The organism is Enterococcus gallinarum NBRC 100675, assembly GCF_001544275.1.
Lineage (GTDB): Bacteria > Bacillota > Bacilli > Lactobacillales > Enterococcaceae > Enterococcus_D > Enterococcus_D gallinarum.
Genome location: NZ_BCQE01000001.1, coordinates 55125 through 73223 on the forward strand (window position 1 = coordinate 55125; position 18099 = coordinate 73223).

General features: G+C 41.2%; 17 protein-coding genes. 6 read left to right on the forward strand and 11 right to left on the reverse strand.

Going from position 1 to position 18099, the window contains the following annotated elements; translation table 11 throughout:
• Positions 1–19 precede the first annotated feature (19 nt).
• From EG2_RS19455 to EG2_RS00260, 3 genes are read right to left on the reverse strand one after another with little or no spacing between them, the layout of a single operon-like run.
• Positions 20–571 (reverse strand): MFS transporter, encoded by a 552-nt coding sequence (locus EG2_RS19455; RefSeq protein WP_255210063.1) that lies wholly within the window; start codon positions 569–571, stop codon positions 20–22.
• A 30-nt stretch (positions 572–601) separates the two neighbouring features.
• Positions 602–2578 carry an alpha-L-rhamnosidase-related protein gene (locus EG2_RS00255; RefSeq protein WP_172461436.1) on the reverse strand — a complete coding sequence of 659 codons (1977 nt, stop codon included), beginning with the start codon at positions 2576–2578 and terminating at the stop codon, positions 602–604.
• A 48-nt stretch (positions 2579–2626) separates the two neighbouring features.
• The gene (locus EG2_RS00260; RefSeq protein ID WP_060813022.1) at positions 2627–3943 is read right to left on the reverse strand and encodes an MFS transporter; all 1317 of its coding nucleotides are present in this window, start codon (positions 3941–3943) and stop codon (positions 2627–2629) included.
• A gap of 230 nt (positions 3944–4173) precedes the next feature.
• Between EG2_RS00260 and EG2_RS00265 the strand changes: the two genes are divergently transcribed.
• Complete coding sequence (locus EG2_RS00265) at positions 4174–5145, forward strand: AraC family transcriptional regulator (protein ID WP_041119841.1); 972 nt, start codon at positions 4174–4176, stop codon at positions 5143–5145.
• Between the two features lie 224 nt (positions 5146–5369).
• Here EG2_RS00265 and EG2_RS00270 read toward each other — a convergent pair whose 3' ends face one another.
• The 6 genes from EG2_RS00270 to EG2_RS00295 all read right to left on the reverse strand — a co-directional run bounded on the left by EG2_RS00270 (position 5370) and on the right by EG2_RS00295 (position 10694).
• Positions 5370–6308, reverse strand: coding sequence for a 2-dehydropantoate 2-reductase (locus tag EG2_RS00270; protein ID WP_003128712.1), 939 nt, complete (start codon positions 6306–6308; stop codon positions 5370–5372).
• 166 nt (positions 6309–6474) lie between these two features.
• A complete protein-coding gene (gene trhO / locus EG2_RS00275; RefSeq protein WP_003128711.1) occupies positions 6475–7428 on the reverse strand; it encodes an oxygen-dependent tRNA uridine(34) hydroxylase TrhO in 954 nt (317 codons plus the stop codon).
• Between the two features lie 120 nt (positions 7429–7548).
• Entirely contained in the window at positions 7549–8304 is a 756-nt protein-coding gene (locus tag EG2_RS00280; protein WP_060813023.1) for an alpha/beta fold hydrolase, read from the reverse strand.
• A 103-nt stretch (positions 8305–8407) separates the two neighbouring features.
• Positions 8408–9277 carry a fructokinase ScrK gene (gene scrK, locus EG2_RS00285; protein WP_003128707.1) on the reverse strand — a complete coding sequence of 290 codons (870 nt, stop codon included), beginning with the start codon at positions 9275–9277 and terminating at the stop codon, positions 8408–8410.
• A 39-nt stretch (positions 9278–9316) separates the two neighbouring features.
• Entirely contained in the window at positions 9317–9814 is a 498-nt protein-coding gene (locus EG2_RS00290; protein ID WP_003128705.1) for an LURP-one-related/scramblase family protein, read from the reverse strand.
• 4 nt (positions 9815–9818) lie between these two features.
• The gene (locus tag EG2_RS00295; RefSeq protein ID WP_003128704.1) at positions 9819–10694 is read right to left on the reverse strand and encodes an SPFH domain-containing protein; all 876 of its coding nucleotides are present in this window, start codon (positions 10692–10694) and stop codon (positions 9819–9821) included.
• Positions 10695–10865: 171 nt separating this feature from the next.
• On the opposite strand from EG2_RS00295, the gene EG2_RS00300 reads away from it, so the two are divergent.
• Positions 10866–11222, forward strand: coding sequence for a hypothetical protein (locus EG2_RS00300; protein WP_060813024.1), 357 nt, complete (start codon positions 10866–10868; stop codon positions 11220–11222).
• A 223-nt stretch (positions 11223–11445) separates the two neighbouring features.
• Here EG2_RS00300 and queG read toward each other — a convergent pair whose 3' ends face one another.
• Both queG and rpsN read right to left on the reverse strand, forming a co-directional pair.
• Entirely contained in the window at positions 11446–12636 is a 1191-nt protein-coding gene (gene queG / locus EG2_RS00305) for a tRNA epoxyqueuosine(34) reductase QueG (protein WP_060813025.1), read from the reverse strand.
• 272 nt (positions 12637–12908) lie between these two features.
• Positions 12909–13178, reverse strand: a complete 270-nt coding sequence (gene rpsN, locus EG2_RS00310; protein WP_060813026.1) for a 30S ribosomal protein S14 — start codon at positions 13176–13178, stop codon at positions 12909–12911.
• Between the two features lie 275 nt (positions 13179–13453).
• On the opposite strand from rpsN, the gene EG2_RS00315 reads away from it, so the two are divergent.
• From EG2_RS00315 to dhaL, 4 genes are all read left to right on the forward strand, one after another.
• Positions 13454–15784, forward strand: a complete 2331-nt coding sequence (locus tag EG2_RS00315; protein ID WP_071870104.1) for an HAD-IC family P-type ATPase — start codon at positions 13454–13456, stop codon at positions 15782–15784.
• Positions 15785–16024: 240 nt separating this feature from the next.
• On the forward strand, positions 16025–16426 hold the full coding sequence (dhaM, locus tag EG2_RS00320; RefSeq protein ID WP_003128685.1) for a dihydroxyacetone kinase phosphoryl donor subunit DhaM: 402 nt from the start codon (positions 16025–16027) through the stop codon (positions 16424–16426).
• Complete coding sequence (dhaK, locus tag EG2_RS00325) at positions 16426–17409, forward strand: dihydroxyacetone kinase subunit DhaK (protein ID WP_060813028.1); 984 nt, start codon at positions 16426–16428, stop codon at positions 17407–17409. The genes dhaM and dhaK overlap by 1 nt, the downstream gene beginning before the upstream one ends.
• A gap of 14 nt (positions 17410–17423) precedes the next feature.
• Complete coding sequence (gene dhaL / locus EG2_RS00330; protein WP_060813029.1) at positions 17424–18023, forward strand: dihydroxyacetone kinase subunit DhaL; 600 nt, start codon at positions 17424–17426, stop codon at positions 18021–18023.
• Positions 18024–18099: the final 76 nt, after the last annotated feature.

Below are 18099 nucleotides of genomic sequence, written 5' to 3' on the forward strand. Positions count from 1 at the left end.
ACTAGTACCGTCCCTACAATCAATAAAAGTATCCTTTCAAAGACGTTGCAAAAGCTGCGATTGCCAAAGGTGCTGCTACATTTAAGATAGCTGGACCTACCGTATATGAAATCCCTTTGATTGATGAAAGTTGATTACGCCCTTCATCCTCTTGCGTCAGTACGGGGATTAAACTATTCAAAGGAATATCCATAAAATCAAAATTAATTCCTAGAAGGATGTAAGAAATACTAATAGCAATGATTTTTTGAGCTGGAAATAGGAGAGGCGAAAACCAAACAAGCAAATAGTTTAAGCAACAGATGATGACTCCTAAAATCAACACAGGTTTGTATTTCCCTATCTTTGTTCTTGGAAAACGATCAATCACAAAACCAATAAGTGGATCACTAACGCCATCTAAAAGTCTCGAAACAAGGAATAACATTCCTACCAAAGCTGGATTAACACCAATGACATCCGTATAGAAAATTAACAAATACGTATTTAATAGTGTCATAATAGGAATATTCCCTAGATTTGTTAAGGCAAATCCGAGTTTTTCAGACACTTTTAACCGATCACTATTCATTGCTTTCTTCCTTTCTTTGATGAATCCAGCTTAGACCTTTTTTACAACCTCATAACTTACAGGTTGATTGGCAAACATTGGCTGCTCTTTTCCATCTATCCGCAAGATCCCACCGTCTCGATTTGTACAAATTGTTAAGCACGTATCTGTCTTCTCAATCTTCACCCAGCCACCTTTAACTGGGAATATACACGTTAATTGATGAAAAGAATCGAGCTTAGGGTCAACTAAGAATGTTTCATAACCTGGTCGAATAGGTTGAATTCCTGCGAAATAACGTCCTAATAAGTAGATAGGACTGGCTCCCCATGCATGACATAAACTTTTCCCAAAAGGATCCCCATACATTTCATAAATAGCATTTCCACTTTCTCCAGGAATATACTCCTCCCAGAAAGTAACCGCTTCTTGTTCCACCATTCCACCCCAGTAGTCAAGAATAATCTCATGTACTTGACTTGTCTGTCCCAGTTTACAAAGGGCATCTTGTTCGAAGAATTTGAAGTAAGGAGTTGTGATTTGAGTGACTTCATCATTAAGCAATACATTTTTCAAAATTTGTTGCTTTTTCGTTTCATCTACAAAGTCGAATAAGACCGCAAAAATATTGGCATGGCGTGTCACATTTCTCTTTCCAGATAGATAAGAATCAATAAATGCCCCTTTTTCTTCATCCCAGAAATAACTCATTAAATTAGCTTTCAACTGTTCATATCTTGTCACATAGTGATCAATATCACGATTCAAGATAGAGCCACAAACAGTCATAGCTTTGTATGCTTTCAATAACAGGACTTGTTCCGCTGCCAATGTCCCTTCCTTATCTATTTCAGACCAATCAATAAAAATCCAGTCCTTTTCGCGACCATAAATAAATCCTAACTCATTGGTTTGTTTTTCAAGATAGTCCATCATAGTCACCATTTTCGAATAAATCTGTGCAAGAAATGAGCTGTCCCCAGACATCATATAGTGATTTTCAATCCCTATGATCCATAAAATGGAATAATCAACAATTGTATTCATATGCTGTTTTACTTCATTTTGACCTCGCAATGCCATGATCGTTCGCTTATTGATATCTTCATCAAAGAATAAGTATTGGTTGATAAAATAGCTTTGGTAAGCATCCCCTGACCAGATCCAGCGATCTCGTTTGATTCCGTCAATAAAGAAAAGCCCACTGCACAATGTAAAGGTTTCTATAGATATATCCCATATTCGATTCATCACAGAGTCATCTGATTTGAATGTGGCTTGATTGTGTATGGGAAGATATTCATGCATCGCACGAATATCAATTGCTTCTGGTGCTATATTAGGAATGAAAAGATAACGAAAAGCACGTTTGCGAATGTTTGTTTCTTTTCTTACATTTTCCTGTTTGTAATAACACATTTGACTATCACATGCTTCTGCTTCTGATTCTCCATAGCAAATAGATATCGGTATCTCCGACAACAATTTATCGATCATTAATGAACCGAAAATCGTCCGTCCATAATCAAACAACGTGCCGCCAGCAACCGCCGTCTTCGAAACAGGGAAACAAGTTTCTATTTCATAATAGACTTTATTAGGGTCTTGCTCTTTATTCATATAAAGATTGCTCCATCCTACTGGAGCTTCTTCAACAAAGTTACTGCAATACCAGCCTTCATCACTCTTGATTCTTTCTCCTTCAATATAGATGGCTGGCAAACCGTTTGGATTCCCTACATTCACCCTAATCTTATTAAAACCGGGTTGACAGACAATCTCTTGTTCAAAAGAATATTTCACTTCATTCACTTCTACAAAGCCAATCCCTGTTGCATATACAACAAATGTCGTGGGACTTTGTAATTCATATTCACGTTTAAATTTTACATTTTTATGGCAGTCATCAATATACCAGTAAGCTGGCCAATCGTATCCTCGTTCTTCTCTAGAAAAATTTTGTAAAAGTCCTTGACGTATTTCAAAATCGCCAGCATACCAGATCCATCGTGGCCGTTCATTTGTTATCACTATTATCCGTTCCTTTCGTTTACTCATTTATATTCTATCGATCAACTACTTTACTAAATCAGCTAGATTAGAATCTCTTCGACTGTTTGCTCTCGTTTTAGCTCCTTTTTGCAATTTCATCATGACAGCTCCTGCAATAGCTGCTACTAGAACAATCGCCGCAAAGCCATACATCGAAAATTGAATATTGTTTGGCGATACCAAAAATGGTGTGACAAAGGCAAACAATCCGCAACACAACCGTGAAAAACCATTGATAACGCCTTGTAAGAATGCCCGAGATTCTGTTGGAAATGATTCTTGAGTCCAAACTTTATAGATGGCTTCCCCTGCTAATGGATTTCCAAAATTATAAAAAGCAATCGTTATCGCCAATGCGATGAATCCTGCACTACCGCCAATAACTGCCATACCAACCATTGCCATGAATTGAACAAAAGCGCCAACAAAAAATGCTTTATTCCGATGCTTTCCACCCGCTACTGAAGCAAAGATAATCGTAGTCACTAAAGAAATGATATTCAGCACAATACCTAGCCCTGTTGCTTGCATTTGTGTAGCACCAGCATTAGTCAAAGCGTATGTCTGAAATTGTCCCCATGTATTCGCTAACAAATTCCAACAAACATAAAAGACTAAAATAGCGAAGAAAAAGTTGCGATAAATTTTTGCATTGTTCCCACTAAAAATCTCTTTTAGTGAAATTTTTTGTTGATTGCTAACCAGATTCAACGCAGACTGACGTGCTGCACCTTCTTCGTGGAACATCCGAAATTTTTTTGAGACTGTCCGCCAAACCCACGCAAAGATTGAAAAGACCAATAAAATAACAAAAACAATACGCGCTCCCAAAACTCCATTGACTCCGGAAAGTAAGAAAGAACAAATATAGGAAATAAAAATACCAATTTGCCAAAATATTTGTGTCGAAGATACTAAACTTGCAGAAGTTTTTTCATCTGGTGCATCATGAGAGACAACGGTTAAACTGATTGGTAAATCCGCCCCAGATGCAATCCCCATGACGATGACTCCTAATAATAAAGCCACAAAATTTCCTGAAAATACACAAATTGCTGCTCCAATAGCATAAAACAAATTGATCCAGTTGAACGCTCGAATCAGGCCGAAGATTTTTGTAATTTGTCCTGCAAACAAAGAGCCGAACGCAATTGCAAAGGTTAGTGCACCAGAGATTAATCCAACTTGTCCCGCAGATAAGTTCAACCCTTTTTGCCAAACCGGTATGGTTGCCGAGAGACCAACGATACATCCAGAACCCAACATAGAACCTACACCGGCTGCAGTTGCTAAAGGAGAATACTTTTTCACTAATGATTGCTGCTTTCCATTTGTGTCCATTTGAAACATCCTTTCTTGTTCATAGGGTTATATTAAACGCTTACACAAAATGGTACAATTTCAAAAATGTAGGTCTTTACTATCAAATTCACAGGTCATAAATTTGAATTTTTTTGAAAGGCTATTTGTTTGATCTGACAAACCCTTTAATAGCAAAGTAAATATTGACTATTTATTGGGAATAACTTATATATAGAACTAACTATATAAAAAAATTAGGTGATTGACGGATGGAAAGTTTGATTAAACTTTTTGATATAGAAGATCGAATTGAAGCCCAGCAAAGAACTACTGGGAAGAATATTAATGAAATGAATTTAGACTATCATGGATCAGTAATTCCAAAAATACCCGTTAATGATTTTTTTGAAGAGGGATCTATTTATATCAATAAGCATCATCGCTACTCTTATACGTCTGCTCATACTCATAGTTTCATTGAAATGAATTACCTTCTAAGAGGATGTTGTCGGCAAAAAATAAACGGGGAGGCATGGAGGTTCACTGAACAGCAATTGATTATTATGGACACTGAAGTGATTCAGCAAATTGATTATGTAGGAAAAGATGATTTGATTCTCAATATTTTAATTGACAAACATACTTTACAAACAGAGCTCTTGAACCACTTGCCCGCTTCAAGTAATCCAGTCACGGACTTCTTTTTGAATGCTGCTAAAAAGGATAGTGTTCATAATACTTTTTTAGTTTTTGATTTAAAAGAACACGCGATCATCAATCAGCTTTTATTCTTGATGATTCACAAATTTTATCTCAAAGAAATCTTCTATCATCGTTCCTTAAGTCTCCTTTTAGGATCATGTTTATTGGAATTAGCAGCAATTCCTAGTTTGAATGAACTGTCGTTAACTTCTCAAAGAAATGATTTAGCTGCACTCTTAAAATATATTAACGATCATTACACAACTATCACTCTCAAAAAATTAGCCACGGAGTTTGGTTATAACCAAAACTATTTAGGTAATATGCTCAAGACAAAAACTGGCGCGACTTTTCAAGAAATGATCGACCAAAAACGTTTGATTGAAGCACAAAGATTACTTAGAGAATCTTCCATGACTATTGATACTATCGCTGAAAATTTAGGTTACAAGAGTACGCCCTCCTTATTCAAGCTCTTTCAAAACAAAATGCAGATGACTCCTACTCAATACCGTCACTTTTCAAAAAAAGTTAATTAATCACAAGTAAAATTTGTAATAAGCAATAGCAGGAAAAATTCTTTATCGTCAATTGAATTAAAGTCACTACGATATGAACAAAAAAAAGGATCCGGACCATAAATGTTTGATTGCTCCTGAACGTCCAAAATGTGTGACGATGTTCTCCTAAACTACCAGGGCATTACATAGATGATTCGGATCTTTTATTATTAGACTTATATCATAGTTTTTTATTTTTACTACTACTTCGCTTCAAGCACATCTTCTTTGGCATGGATCAATTGGGTCAAGAAGTCGCAATAAGGCGTGGGAACATTGTATTTTCGACCTTTACGCGAAATAGCCCCGTTGATGTAATCGATCTCCGTTTTACGATGATTATTGATCAAATCTTGATACATGGAAGGATAGTGTAAACCAATACCTGCAGGATCATAGGTTTTTTCAATATGGGCAACGACTTCTGGAACATCTAGTTCTACCGATTCATGAGCCGCAACAGCTGCGAATTCTCCAACAATGGTTTGCACCATTTGTCGTGCAGTGGCTGTATTTCCAAACTGTGCAATGTTGACATCCAAAATTGAACATAAACCATTCAATGTACCATTGACACAGGCTTTACGATAGATTGAATAGCGAATATTTTCAGAGTATGACGCATTCAATCCAGAAGCAGTTAGTACCTCAGCCAGTTCTTTGGCCGCTGCTTCTTTGCCTTCACCAATGTTTTGCAGTTCAACCGATCCTTCCCCAAACAATCGAACTTGTCCAGGTCCAATCAAATCTGCTGTCCATAGGGTATTTCCTAAGAAAATTTTATCGGTAGCGACATATTTTTCAATTGTATCTTCATGTCCAATGCCATTAAGTAAGCAAAGTACTCTTGTTTGATCACCGATTAGTGAAGCAATGTCTTGCATCATTTGGTCTAATTGCATCGCTTTTGTAAAAACAATGATCAGATCCGCTGGCGTATCCGCCGTTACTTCGGACTGTGGATAAATGGGGAAAGATTCTGTGATTTCTTCTCCATCCAAATTTGCTTGTAGTCCATTGGTACGGATCGCTTCGATATGCGCTGGCCAACCATCGATCAACGTTACATCGTTGCCGCCTCTTTTTAATTTAATGGCAAATCGGCTGCCCATGGCACCAGCACCAGCAATAACAATTTTCATCTCTATTCCTCTTTCCTATCTGACAATTAGGTATAGTTTACTCCAAATCAAACAAATATGCGAGGAGCTTGCCTTTTTTAAAGTGAAATTTGTTAAAAAAATCAATTGGAATCGTTTGATTTTTCAGATAATTAAAGAACAAAAAAAGATCCTTTTCAGGATCTTTTTAAACCGTCACTTCAGACGCTAGTTGTGCTAAAACTGCTGCTTGTTCTTCTTGAGAGATATTGTGCTCAATGACGTAACGATTGTTTTCATTGGCGGCACATTCATAGCAGCAGCCGCCTAAGTGTGCCGCTTGATTCTCTTCCGAAGTGAGGAACTGACGATTGCACTCTGGATTTGCACAATTGACGTAACGCTCACATGGTGTGCCATCGAACCAATCGCGACCGATCACGGTCTTGTCGACATGATTGATCTCAACACTGATACGTTCATCAAAGACATACATCTTACCGTCCCACAACTCTCCTTGAACTTCTGGATCATTGCCATAAGCAAAAATTCCCCCGTGAAGTTGTGCTACGTCTTGGAATCCTTCTCGCAACAACCAGCCCGAGAATTTCTCGCAGCGAATCCCACCTGTGCAGTAAGTGACCACTTTTTTATCCATGAATTTCTCTTTGTTCTCAATGATCCATTGAGGCAATTCACGGAAACTGCGGATATCGGGACGGACCGCACCTCGAAAATGACCAAGATCGTATTCATAATCATTCCGCGCATCGATCACTACGGTATTTTCATCCAACAACGCTTCTTTGAAATCTTTCGGTTCTAGATACTTTCCGGTTAGTTCTAAAGGATCGATATCATCTTCTAAGTTCAATGACACCAATTCTTTTCGCGGTCGAACAAACAATTTTTTAAAGGCGTGTTCTTCCACCTCATCGATTTTGTAGTAGATTCCTTTGAAACGGGGGTCCGCTTCCATTTTTTCCATATAGGCATCCGTTGCTTCAATCGTTCCAGAAAGCGTTCCGTTGATTCCTTCTTTCGCAACAAGAATTCGACCTTTGATACCGATCTCTTTCCCAAAAGCTAAATGCTCTTTCGCAAAACTTTCTGGATCTTCGATGGTCGTGTATTTATAAAATAATAAAACGCGATAGTTCACAGTCATTCCTCCTTTTTTCCACCCTACAGTATAAAAAAGAAAAATGAAGAACACGAATTTTATGCTTGTACATAACCACACAATCCCTTTGCTTACCTAGATACCTGTCGTTTTTTGTTGTCAGAGTGAATCAGTGCTTTTTCCTAATTGTTCAACAAAAAAGGCCGTTACCTGATCCATGGTCTCTCCACGAACTAAATGTCGTTCTTCGCGAGAGATAAATGTCAGATTCGCTTCTGGATTCTCTTGCACAAAGGTTTCTACATCGGCGTAAGGGATTTTCTCATCTTCCGTCCCATGCCAGAACAACAATGGACGTCCAGCTAGTTTTTCTGGTTGCGTCTGGAGATCATAAGCTTCGATCCATCCCAGTAGCAACTGATAGTCATCTGGGACAAAGAAACCTGCAGCACCCGCATGTTTCTGGATCCGTTCACGGTAACCGATCATCGATGGCGAGCCCATCACACACGCAGCAGCGGTGATCTCCGGATGTTGACATAGCAAGCCGCAAGTCGTCATCCCTCCCATTGAAACGCCTCCTACAGCGATTTGCCCATTTACCAAGCCTAGATTTTCAAAGAAATCCACCAAATAAGAAAACTCAAATAAGTTGGTATGAATGCTTTGCCAGAAAATCAATGAAGGAATCTCGGATAGTTGGGTCTTTCGTTCGCCATGATTGGCGGCATCAGGTAAAATCACACGAAAGTTTTCCCGTGCTAGTTTTCGACCTTGCGTCAGTACCAATTCTTTACTCGTTTGCCAACCATGATAATAAATGATCAACGGCAACGGTTCATAGATCAAATGTTCTGGAACGACTTCCAATACTGGGATATTCCCGATTTTTCTTTTACGAACTGCAATTTTCATCTCTTTCCACCTCTGCTTAAGTATACGCATTCTGCTCTTACCTGCCAAATAATCCCTTCAATCACAAAAAAATCACACCAATGTTTTGGTGTGATCACATGTATCAGGAATGTAACACAGCTTCTCGTGCTAGTGCCAGACAGCCTAATGTTCCTGCATTGTCTTCTAATTCAGGTGTCACGATGTAGTCTGCAACTGCTGGTGTTTTGACATAGCCGTTGACCAATCGTTCAAAAGCTTGATGAACCTTTTCCACCATGTGACGCTGCTTCATTACGCCACCACCAAAAATAATGACATCCGGTGAAAGCATCAATGTAGTGTTGTAGGCGCATTGCGCGATATATTCAGCTTCGATGCTCCAGAAAGGCTCATCTTCAGACAGTTCCTGTCCTTTCTTTCCTAAGCGTTTTTCAATCGCTGGACCTGCGGCCATCCCTTCGAGACAGTTGCCATGAAATGGACAGCTGCCTTCGAATGAATCATCAGGATGAGGCACTACCAGCATATGTCCCATCTCCGGATGGCTGAATCCCTCAACAAAGCGGCCATCTTGTAATGCACCGCCGCCAACACCGGTGCCGATCGTATAATAAACTACACTGGATAGTCCTTTTCCTTTACCGAAAACATATTCCCCATAAGCTGCAGCATTGACATCTGTGGTCCAAGCAATGGGGATGGGAAAGGCTTGTTTCATCGTACCTACAAAATCAAAATTCTGCCAAGCTAATTTGGGTGTGGAGGTAATGTAGCCATACGTTGCGGAATCTCGATGGATATCGATTGGGCCAAAGGAACCAATACCGATCCCCACTAACTGGTCTTCATACTTTTTGAAAAAATCGATCACTAATGCCATTGTTTCTTCTGGTGTGGTGGTGGGAAAACTGACCCGTTCTTTAATGGTCATTTCTTCATCACCAATCGCACAAACAAATTTTGTACCGCCTGCTTCTATCGATCCGTACATCTTTTCGTCTCCTTTTCCATCGTTGCTTTCATTTTCTGTTTAAGTACTGGCAGAACTCGCAGCTGCACCATCATCGGCTTTTACGCGATCGATGGCAATGACGAGACAAATAATCAAGTCCTCCAGATCTTCCTCATAAACCGTTACTTCATAGGTATCCCCCCATGAGATCCATCGTTTATGAATCTCAGCAATTTGACGTCCCTGTCGATTGACGACAAAGTCCATGTCCCACCAATTCCCCTGAATTTCAATTCCTTGGGCATGGATGGAATAACGCGCTTTGAAAAGCGTGAATTCTTTTTCTAGAACAATTGCTTCTTCTCCATGTACCTCAACAAAAAACTTGGGCAATAGACTAAACACTTTCTTTGTGACTTCACCGATTTGCTGTTGTCGTTCATCATAAATCGCAAAGCTTTTAGGAATCTTCATGAAACTCCCTTCGACAAAATAGCGCGGCTTTTGCTGCTCATCCATGACAGTAAATTTTTCACCGATACTGAAGACTTTTTGCTTGATGTAAAGTTTTTTCATTTGATTACACCGCCTTTTCTTTCACATCGCCTGTATTGATCACAGGTTGAGTGCCTTTGTCAGTAATGATCGATACGAGTAAATTGTTGATCAATTGGACTTTTCGATCGTCAGTAAAGTTAATATCCTGACCATCTTCGATCTGTTCCAAGGCCATTTGTGTCATGGAGACCGCTCCTTCAACAATGATTTGTCGTGCCGATAAAATTGCTTTGGCTTGCTGACGCTGCAACATGGCACTAGCGATCTCAGTGGCATACGCCAAGTGATTCAACCGCGTCTCGATCACCTCGACACCGGCTACCGCTAAACGCTCTTGCAGTTCTTGTGCCAGTTCTTCAGAAACTTCATTGGTATTGCCTCGCAAAGTCAAATCATCATCATTAAAAGTGTCATAAGGATACTGGGTAGCGATATGGCGAATCGCTGTTTCACTTTGGATCTCAACAAAATCTTGGTAGTAATCGACATCGAACAATGCTTTGGCCGTATCTACGACTCGAAAGACGACGACTGCTGAGATTTCGATCGGATTGCCATCAGAATCATTGACCTTCAATAAAGAGCTATTGAAGTTACGGACTTTCAGTGATACATTGATTTTCTGTGTTAGCGGCACAGTCACAAAGAGTCCATTGTCTTTGATGGTACCTAAATATTGACCAAAGAAAAGAATCGCTTTCGCTTGATTCGGCTGCACAATCGTCAATGAACTAATGAACAAGATAGCGATGATCCACAACACGACACTGATGACTAACTCCCAAACCGCATTGCGGACGATCCCATCATAAAAGAGATAGCCGCCGCCGATCATTAAGGCGATCAAGACGATCAGTGCTAAGTAACCGTTAACATGAAACGTTTGTTTTTCTTTCATCTTTACTCCCTCATTTCTTTTAATACCATATTACCTTTGTTCACAAAAGACTTCAATTCTTCTTCTCATTTTTTTAACCCCTTTCATAGACCTGCGATCATACTATTTTGCAATCAACCAAATTCCCGCTACAATGAAATGAGAGTCAATTGACAAGAAAGGGGTAACCAAATGGCACAAAAAATTGCATTAGAAAACGTAAAATGGTCATTAGAAGAAATCATTCAGACTGTTGGAACTGATCTATCTTCTGTTGTCGAAATTCAAAATCAAGAAGGAATCGATGTCGTGGTGATTGCCAAAGATGAATGGCAGCACCTCTTAGAACTACTCGATGCGCGCCATGCACAAGGCTATCGAATCGATCAAGAACTGCCAACGGATATATTGATTGACGTTGCTGATAGCGACAACGAATACCAACAAACAGCTGAACTAGAGATGGAATTACCGGAACGTGTCCATCCAGCACCAGACTTTGAATTAGATTCAGAAGAAATCGTTGAAAGCGATGATGTGCTGGATTAAGCTGAAAAAATAGGCTACTGTGAAAAATCTTCCCCCAAAAATAGCATCCATTCGACCAATAGCCGAGCGATGTTGGAATACTTCCAGACCTTTCAGGTCATGTCGCATTTGCGGCATAGTTGACGTATGCTAAACATTGCTCGGCTCTTTATTATCAAAAATCGCATGCTTCAATTTTTTGTACGATTGCTCACGTGCTTATGGAGCTCTACCTAGCACGCGATCAATCAACTGACTTGTTTTTCCGTTCTTCTCCGGAGGATGCCACGATCGTTTTTAAGCGTTCGATCGCCGCTTGTAGTTCAACGCGTGCTTCTTCTTCCGGTTCTAGTTCTTCGCACTGCTGTAAGCGTTCTAGCCATTGTTCGGGTTCTTTGATGCCTAATTGTCCAATGGCCCAATAGGCTGTTCCACGGATGACAGGTCGGACGTCTTCTGTCGCACACCGCCAGATGGCTGGCAATGCGGTGCGATCTCCCAGATTTGCTAAGGCAATGATCGCATTACGCTGCAATGGTTTCTTCCCGCGCCAAGAACCAGATAAATGCCCAAACTGATTCTTAAAAGCTTTATTTGATAAAGAAAGCATTGGCTGCAACTTAGGATAAACGGTTTCTACTTCCGGCTCCATTTCCTGATGAAAATGGAAATCCTTGCCTCGATTATAGGGGCAGACCAACTGACAAATATCACAGCCATAGATGACATTATGCATCTTTTTACGATACTCCTCAGGCATCATGCCTTTTGTTTGTGTCTGATAGGAAAGGCAGCGCTGTGCGTTCATTCGTCCATCCCCTAAGAGCGCTTTTGTGGGACAGGCAGTAACACAGCGCATACAATCCCCACAGCCAAAGGGTACCGCTTCATCTGTTTCGAAGGAAATATTGGTGACGATCTCGCCTAAATAAACAAAAGAACCAAATTCTTCCGTGATCAATAAGCCATTGCGGCCAATGAACCCCAAACCAGCACGCTGTGCAACTGCCACATCCACCAGCTCACCGGTATCCACTTGCGGGGCAAACCGCCAGTTTTCTGCTTCTTCCAGATTCTCTGCTTGCGCTTTGATAAACTGGATCAATTTTTCTAAGCGATCACGTAAAATATCATGGTAATCGATCCCCCAAGAGGCGCGGGCAAACATCCCCCGTTTCTCATCTCGCGGCACTTTCTCTTTGATTTTTGTGGGATATGCCAGAGCGATCGCAATGATTGTTTGCGGATTTTCAAAGGTTCTTTCTGGATATATCCGCTCTTCGATCACTTGATGTTCGAAACCAGATGTATGGCCTTTTGCGCGCTGCTCCCTCAACGAGGACTCTAATTCATAAAACGGTTCAGCAGAAGCAAAACCGATTTTATCAATACCTAAACGCTTGCTTTCTGCGATGATTTTCTCTTTTAAAGACATGATATACTCCTATCCAACATGTGTTCATCAGACCTTCGTCTTTGCTTTTTCTATTATACGAGACCACTTCCGATTAGTCGAATCGCTACCCTCAAAAAATTCAAACAAAAAACTACCTAAACGCTCGGCATCTATCTCCCAGTCTTTTTAGGAGATCAGCTGCCTCAGCATTCAGATAGTTTTCCTTGAATATCCCTCCATACAGCGTATTTCTGAGCTATCTAGACGGGAGATCGTTTGATTGTATTATTTTTCTTACACCTATTAAACGTTTACCAACTGGCTTTTTTTACACCTGGCAATTTGCCTTCATGTGCCAATTGTCGAAAAGTGATCCGTGAAAGACCAAATTTACGCATATAGCCCCGTGGACGACCATCGGTCATATCCCGATTTTTCAAGCGATTCGGATTAGAATCTTTAGGTAATTTTGCTAAAGCTTGGTAATCTTTTTCTTGTTTCAATTGGTAACGGATCTCTGCGTATTGCTCGATCATTGCGGCTTGTTTTTTTGCTTTTGCTTGTTTTGATTTTTTGGCCATTATTTTCTCCTTTGTTTTTTCTATCCATCATTCTAAAAAGAAAAGAAATCAGCTAGCAGAGTCCTCCATTTTCGATTCAAAAACAACAAATCGAAATCATTACTATTTGAGCATTATGACTATATCAAGTTTCTGGGAACAAGTCAATGAAAAGCCTCTTCTTCCGAACAAACCGCTACTGTTTTTTAAGATTTCAATTATTTTTTCACCATTTCTTGCAATGACTTCTTGGCATGCTAGACTAAACAAGGAATCTGAAAGAAATGGAGAATTATATGAAGCAAATAGATACGGGGCTTACCTCAGAAGAAGTCACACAACGAACCGAACAAGGCCAACACAACGATTATGAAACAAAAACATCGAAGTCTACGACAGCAATTTTTAAGGACAATATCCTCACATTGTTCAATTTGCTGAACTTGTTGATTGGTGTCTGTCTTCTGGCAGTTGGCGCCTATTCCAATTTATTTTATCTGGTAATCATTTTGATCAATATCACTGTAGGGATCAGTCAAGAGATCCACGCTCGGAATCTAGTCAAAAAACTCTCGATCATCGCCCAACAAGAAATACGTGTGATACGAGATGGCGTTACACAGTCGGTGGATGCCAAATCCCTGGTCCTTGACGATCTTGTTGTCATTGGTGCAGGAGAACAGATTCCAGCCGACATGGTGGTTTTATCTGGGCAAACCGATGTCAACGAGTCGATGCTGACAGGCGAAGCCGATCTCGTCGTCAAAGAAAACGACGCGATCCTCTTATCTGGCAGTTTTGTCGCCAGTGGAGAGGTCACTGCAAAAGTGATCCGCGTAGGAGCAGAGAATTATGCGGCAAAATTAAGCAATGAAGCCAAAACACATAAACCGCTGCGCTCAGAGCTAGTTTCTTCGATTCGCAAAGTCACAAAATTCACAAGCCTAGTGATTGTTCCATTAGGGGTGATCCTATTTCTACAAGCTTATTTATTTCGTGGTAGCGACTTAAAAGAAGCAGTGATCGTTTCGTCTGCTGCTTTATTGGGAATGCTGCCTAAAGGACTCGTCCTATTGATCAGCATTGCTTTGACCACGGGTGTCATCAAACTAGCCAAAAAAAGGATCTTAGTCCAAGATATGTACGCGATCGAGACACTGGCCCATGTCGATACCCTCTGTTTGGACAAAACCGGCACATTAACGGAAGGTCGACTATCCGTCGAATCGATCCAGCCAATCGATGACACCCAAGATGTAACGGCAATCTTAGGCAGCTATTTGGCTGCCAGTACTGACAACAATGTGACGATGCAAGCGTTGCGCCAAACCATCACTGGATCTGATCATTACCAGTCCTTTGCAGCAATGCCATTTTCTTCTGATCGGAAATGGGGCGCTATCGCATTTCACGAATTAGGGGCAGTCTATCTAGGAGCACCTGAAAAGACGATTGCCAATCAACAGCTGCCGCAAATTCAAGAAGCGCAATCGGCTGGTTTAAGAGTCCTCGTCTTGACTCTTGACCCTCATTATAACGACGCCAATCAGCCCTTTGATCCAGCAAAGGCTGCCCCGCTGGCAGTTCTTGTTCTTGCTGATGTGATTCGGGAAAATGCAGAAAACACGTTGGCCTACCTGTCTGCAGAAGGAGTGGACTTGAAGGTGATCTCGGGTGACAATCCAATCACTGTGTCAGCCATCGCCAAACGGGCTGGGCTGCCTGATTCCGAGAACTATATCGATCTTTCCCAACTAACTGAAGAAGCAGATGTTCGTCAAGCTGCCCAAACCTATACCGTTTTTGGGCGTGTGACGCCTCAGCAAAAGAAACTGCTAGTTTCTGAGTTGAAGGCACTAGGCAATACGGTCGCCATGACTGGAGATGGCGTCAATGACGTGTTGGCACTGCGTGAAGCCGATGTCAGTATCGCTATGGCTGCTGGGGACAGTGCGGCTCGCCAAATCGCGAATCTGGTTTTATTAGATTCCGATTTCACGACACTGCCAGCAGCACTCTTTGAAGGTCGCCGTGTCGTTAATAATGTGACGAAAGTATCTGGGATCTTTTTTATCAAAACGATCTACAGCTTCCTATTGTCCTTACTATGTGTTGCCACTTCTACGGCATTTCCTTTTATTCCGATCCAAATCACATTATTGGATCTGGCGATTGAAGGATACCCTTCCTTCTTCCTTTCCTTTGAAGAAGACAAAAAGCGAATCACCGGCCGTTACTTGCCTACCGCATTGCTGCGGGCGTTGCCGAGCGCACTCTTGGTGCTTTTGAATTATTTCGCTGTACAGTTCCTGCAAACTGACTATGGCTGGGAACCAATGACCGCAACTACATTGTTCTATTATCTGCTGATCGGCATCAGTTGTTTAGCTGTGATCCGCAGTTGTTTGCCGCTAAATCCATTGCGCTTATTTTTGATCGTAACCACGATTAGCGGAACATACATCGCCGCAATGCTCTTCCATCATATTTTAGAAGTAGGCTTTTTGACTAGCATCACCTTGCCAATCTTTGTTGGATTGATGGCGATCAACTGCTTATTGCAGTGGGGGCTATCTGCCCTTGCAACACAGATCACCCGCCGGCTAGAGCAAAACGCTACGGCTTGATCAATGGAAGAAAATGATTCCGGACAACTATGATAAATTCTCCTAATTAAGGATATTTATTTGTAGTTGTTCGGTTTTTTTATCTTTTCTTCACTTATTTTCTATTTATTCACTTATTTTCTATTTATATAGTGGAGCAATCGTCATTCATGCAAGTTTTGCGAAATTTGTTATACTTTTAGTGAAGGCGGTTTCGTCTACTGCCGCTGAATCTATTTAAGAAAGCGTTGGTGAATCGAAATGAAGAAAAGTATTTTACTTGTTTCTCACAGTCAACAACTGACAGACGGACTGAAAGCCATGATCGAAGACATGTCGGACAGCGAAACAGTCACTCTTTTTTCATTGGGTGGAACAGCTGAAGGCGAATTAGGGTCTGATCCGACAAAAATCGTTGAAGCGGTCAATCAGTCTCCGGATGCCGAACAGATTCTCGTTTTTGCTGATTTGGGTAGTGCCGTACTAAACGCAGAGCTAGCCTATGATATGTTGGAACCGGAACAGCAAACCCGCTATCACTTGATTGATGCACCGCTTGTAGAAGGTGCTTTTGCCGCAGCAATCACCGCTGGATTCAGTGATGACCTCTCCCAGATCACAGCAGAAGCCCAAAAAGCAGCTGAGAAAGGATGGAATCAATAATGAAAAAAATAATCAATGATCCTTCAGCGATCGTCGAAGAAATGCTAGCTGGTCTAGTTGCCAGCTATCCGCAACTGGTTCATCAAGTCGAAGACTCCCGAGTCGTAGCAAAAAACGCCACCCACGAACAAGTTGGCTTAGTCTCAGGCGGAGGCAGCGGACACGAACCGGCACACGCTGGGTTTGTTGGTGATGGTATGTTGAGTGCCGCCGTCTTGGGAGACGTCTTCACTTCTCCAACACCAGATCAGATCCTGACTGGGATCAAAGAAGCCGATCAAGGGCAAGGCGTGCTTTTAATCGTTAAAAACTATACGGGAGATATCCTAAACTTTGAAATGGCCAAAGATATGGCTGAGATGGAAGACATCACTGCTGAAATCGTCGTCGTAGATGATGATATTGCCGTCGAGAACAGTACCTATACTGCTGGAAAACGAGGCGTGGCTGGAACCATTCTCGTTCATAAAATTTTGGGTGCTGCTGCTCGTCAAGGACGTTCATTAACTGAATTAAAAGAATTAGGTGAAGCATTAGTTCCAACCATCAAAACTATTGGTGTTGCCTTAAAAGCAGCAACCGTTCCAGAAGTGGGTAAACCTGGTTTTGAATTAGCAGATGATGAAATCGAGTATGGCGTGGGAATCCATGGAGAACCTGGTTATCGCCGGGAAAAATTGAAACCATCGAAAGAGCTAGCCAAGGAATTGGTGGACAAAATTTTAGCTGATTATGAACAAACACCGAAAAAAGTTGGTGTCTTGATCAACGGCATGGGCGGTACACCACTGATGGAACAATTCGTCTTTGCCAACGATGTACAAAAATTGCTCGCAGACAAAGACATTTCTGTCACATTCCATAAAGTCGGCAACTATATGACCTCTATCGATATGCAAGGTCTATCATTGACCATGATCGATTTCAGTAACAACGATGCGACGGATGCGCTCAACGAACCTGTTGAAACGATCGCTTGGTAAAGGAGGAATTTTCAATGCAAATGACAACAGAGATGACCCAACAATGGTTAAATGCATTTACAAAAGCCATTGAGGAAAATAAAGGCTATTTAAGTGATCTAGATACCCCTATTGGTGACGGCGATCACGGCAACAATATGGCTCGCGGCGTCGCAGCCTATCAAGAAGCATTTGCAAAACAACAGCCTAAAACAATCACAGACACATTCAAAGTACTCTCGATGGCATTGATCTCTAAAGTTGGTGGTGCTTCAGGTCCACTTTATGGCTCAGCATTCATGAACATGACCAAAGCTACAAAAGACCTAGAAACAATTGATTCGTATGAACAATTAGGAAGCATCATCGAAGAAGGACTTAATGGGATCAAAGCTCGAGGCAAAGCAGAATTCGAAGACAAAACGATGGTCGATGTCTGGCAACCTGTTGCCGCAGCGTTAAAAAACGGCAGTCTGACTAAAGAACAAATCGAGGAAGCCAAAGAACATACAAAAGACCTAGTCGCCAAAAAAGGCCGTGCTTCTTATTTAGGCGAGCGGGCAATCGGACATATCGATCCAGGTGCCGCTTCCAGTGCATTGTTGTTTGAAACGCTTGTTGCAACGATTGGATAAAGATCCTCATCCACTTAGGAAGGGCGATACAAAAAACCGAGAGATCTCTTGCGATTCTTGAAGACAAACAAGAATC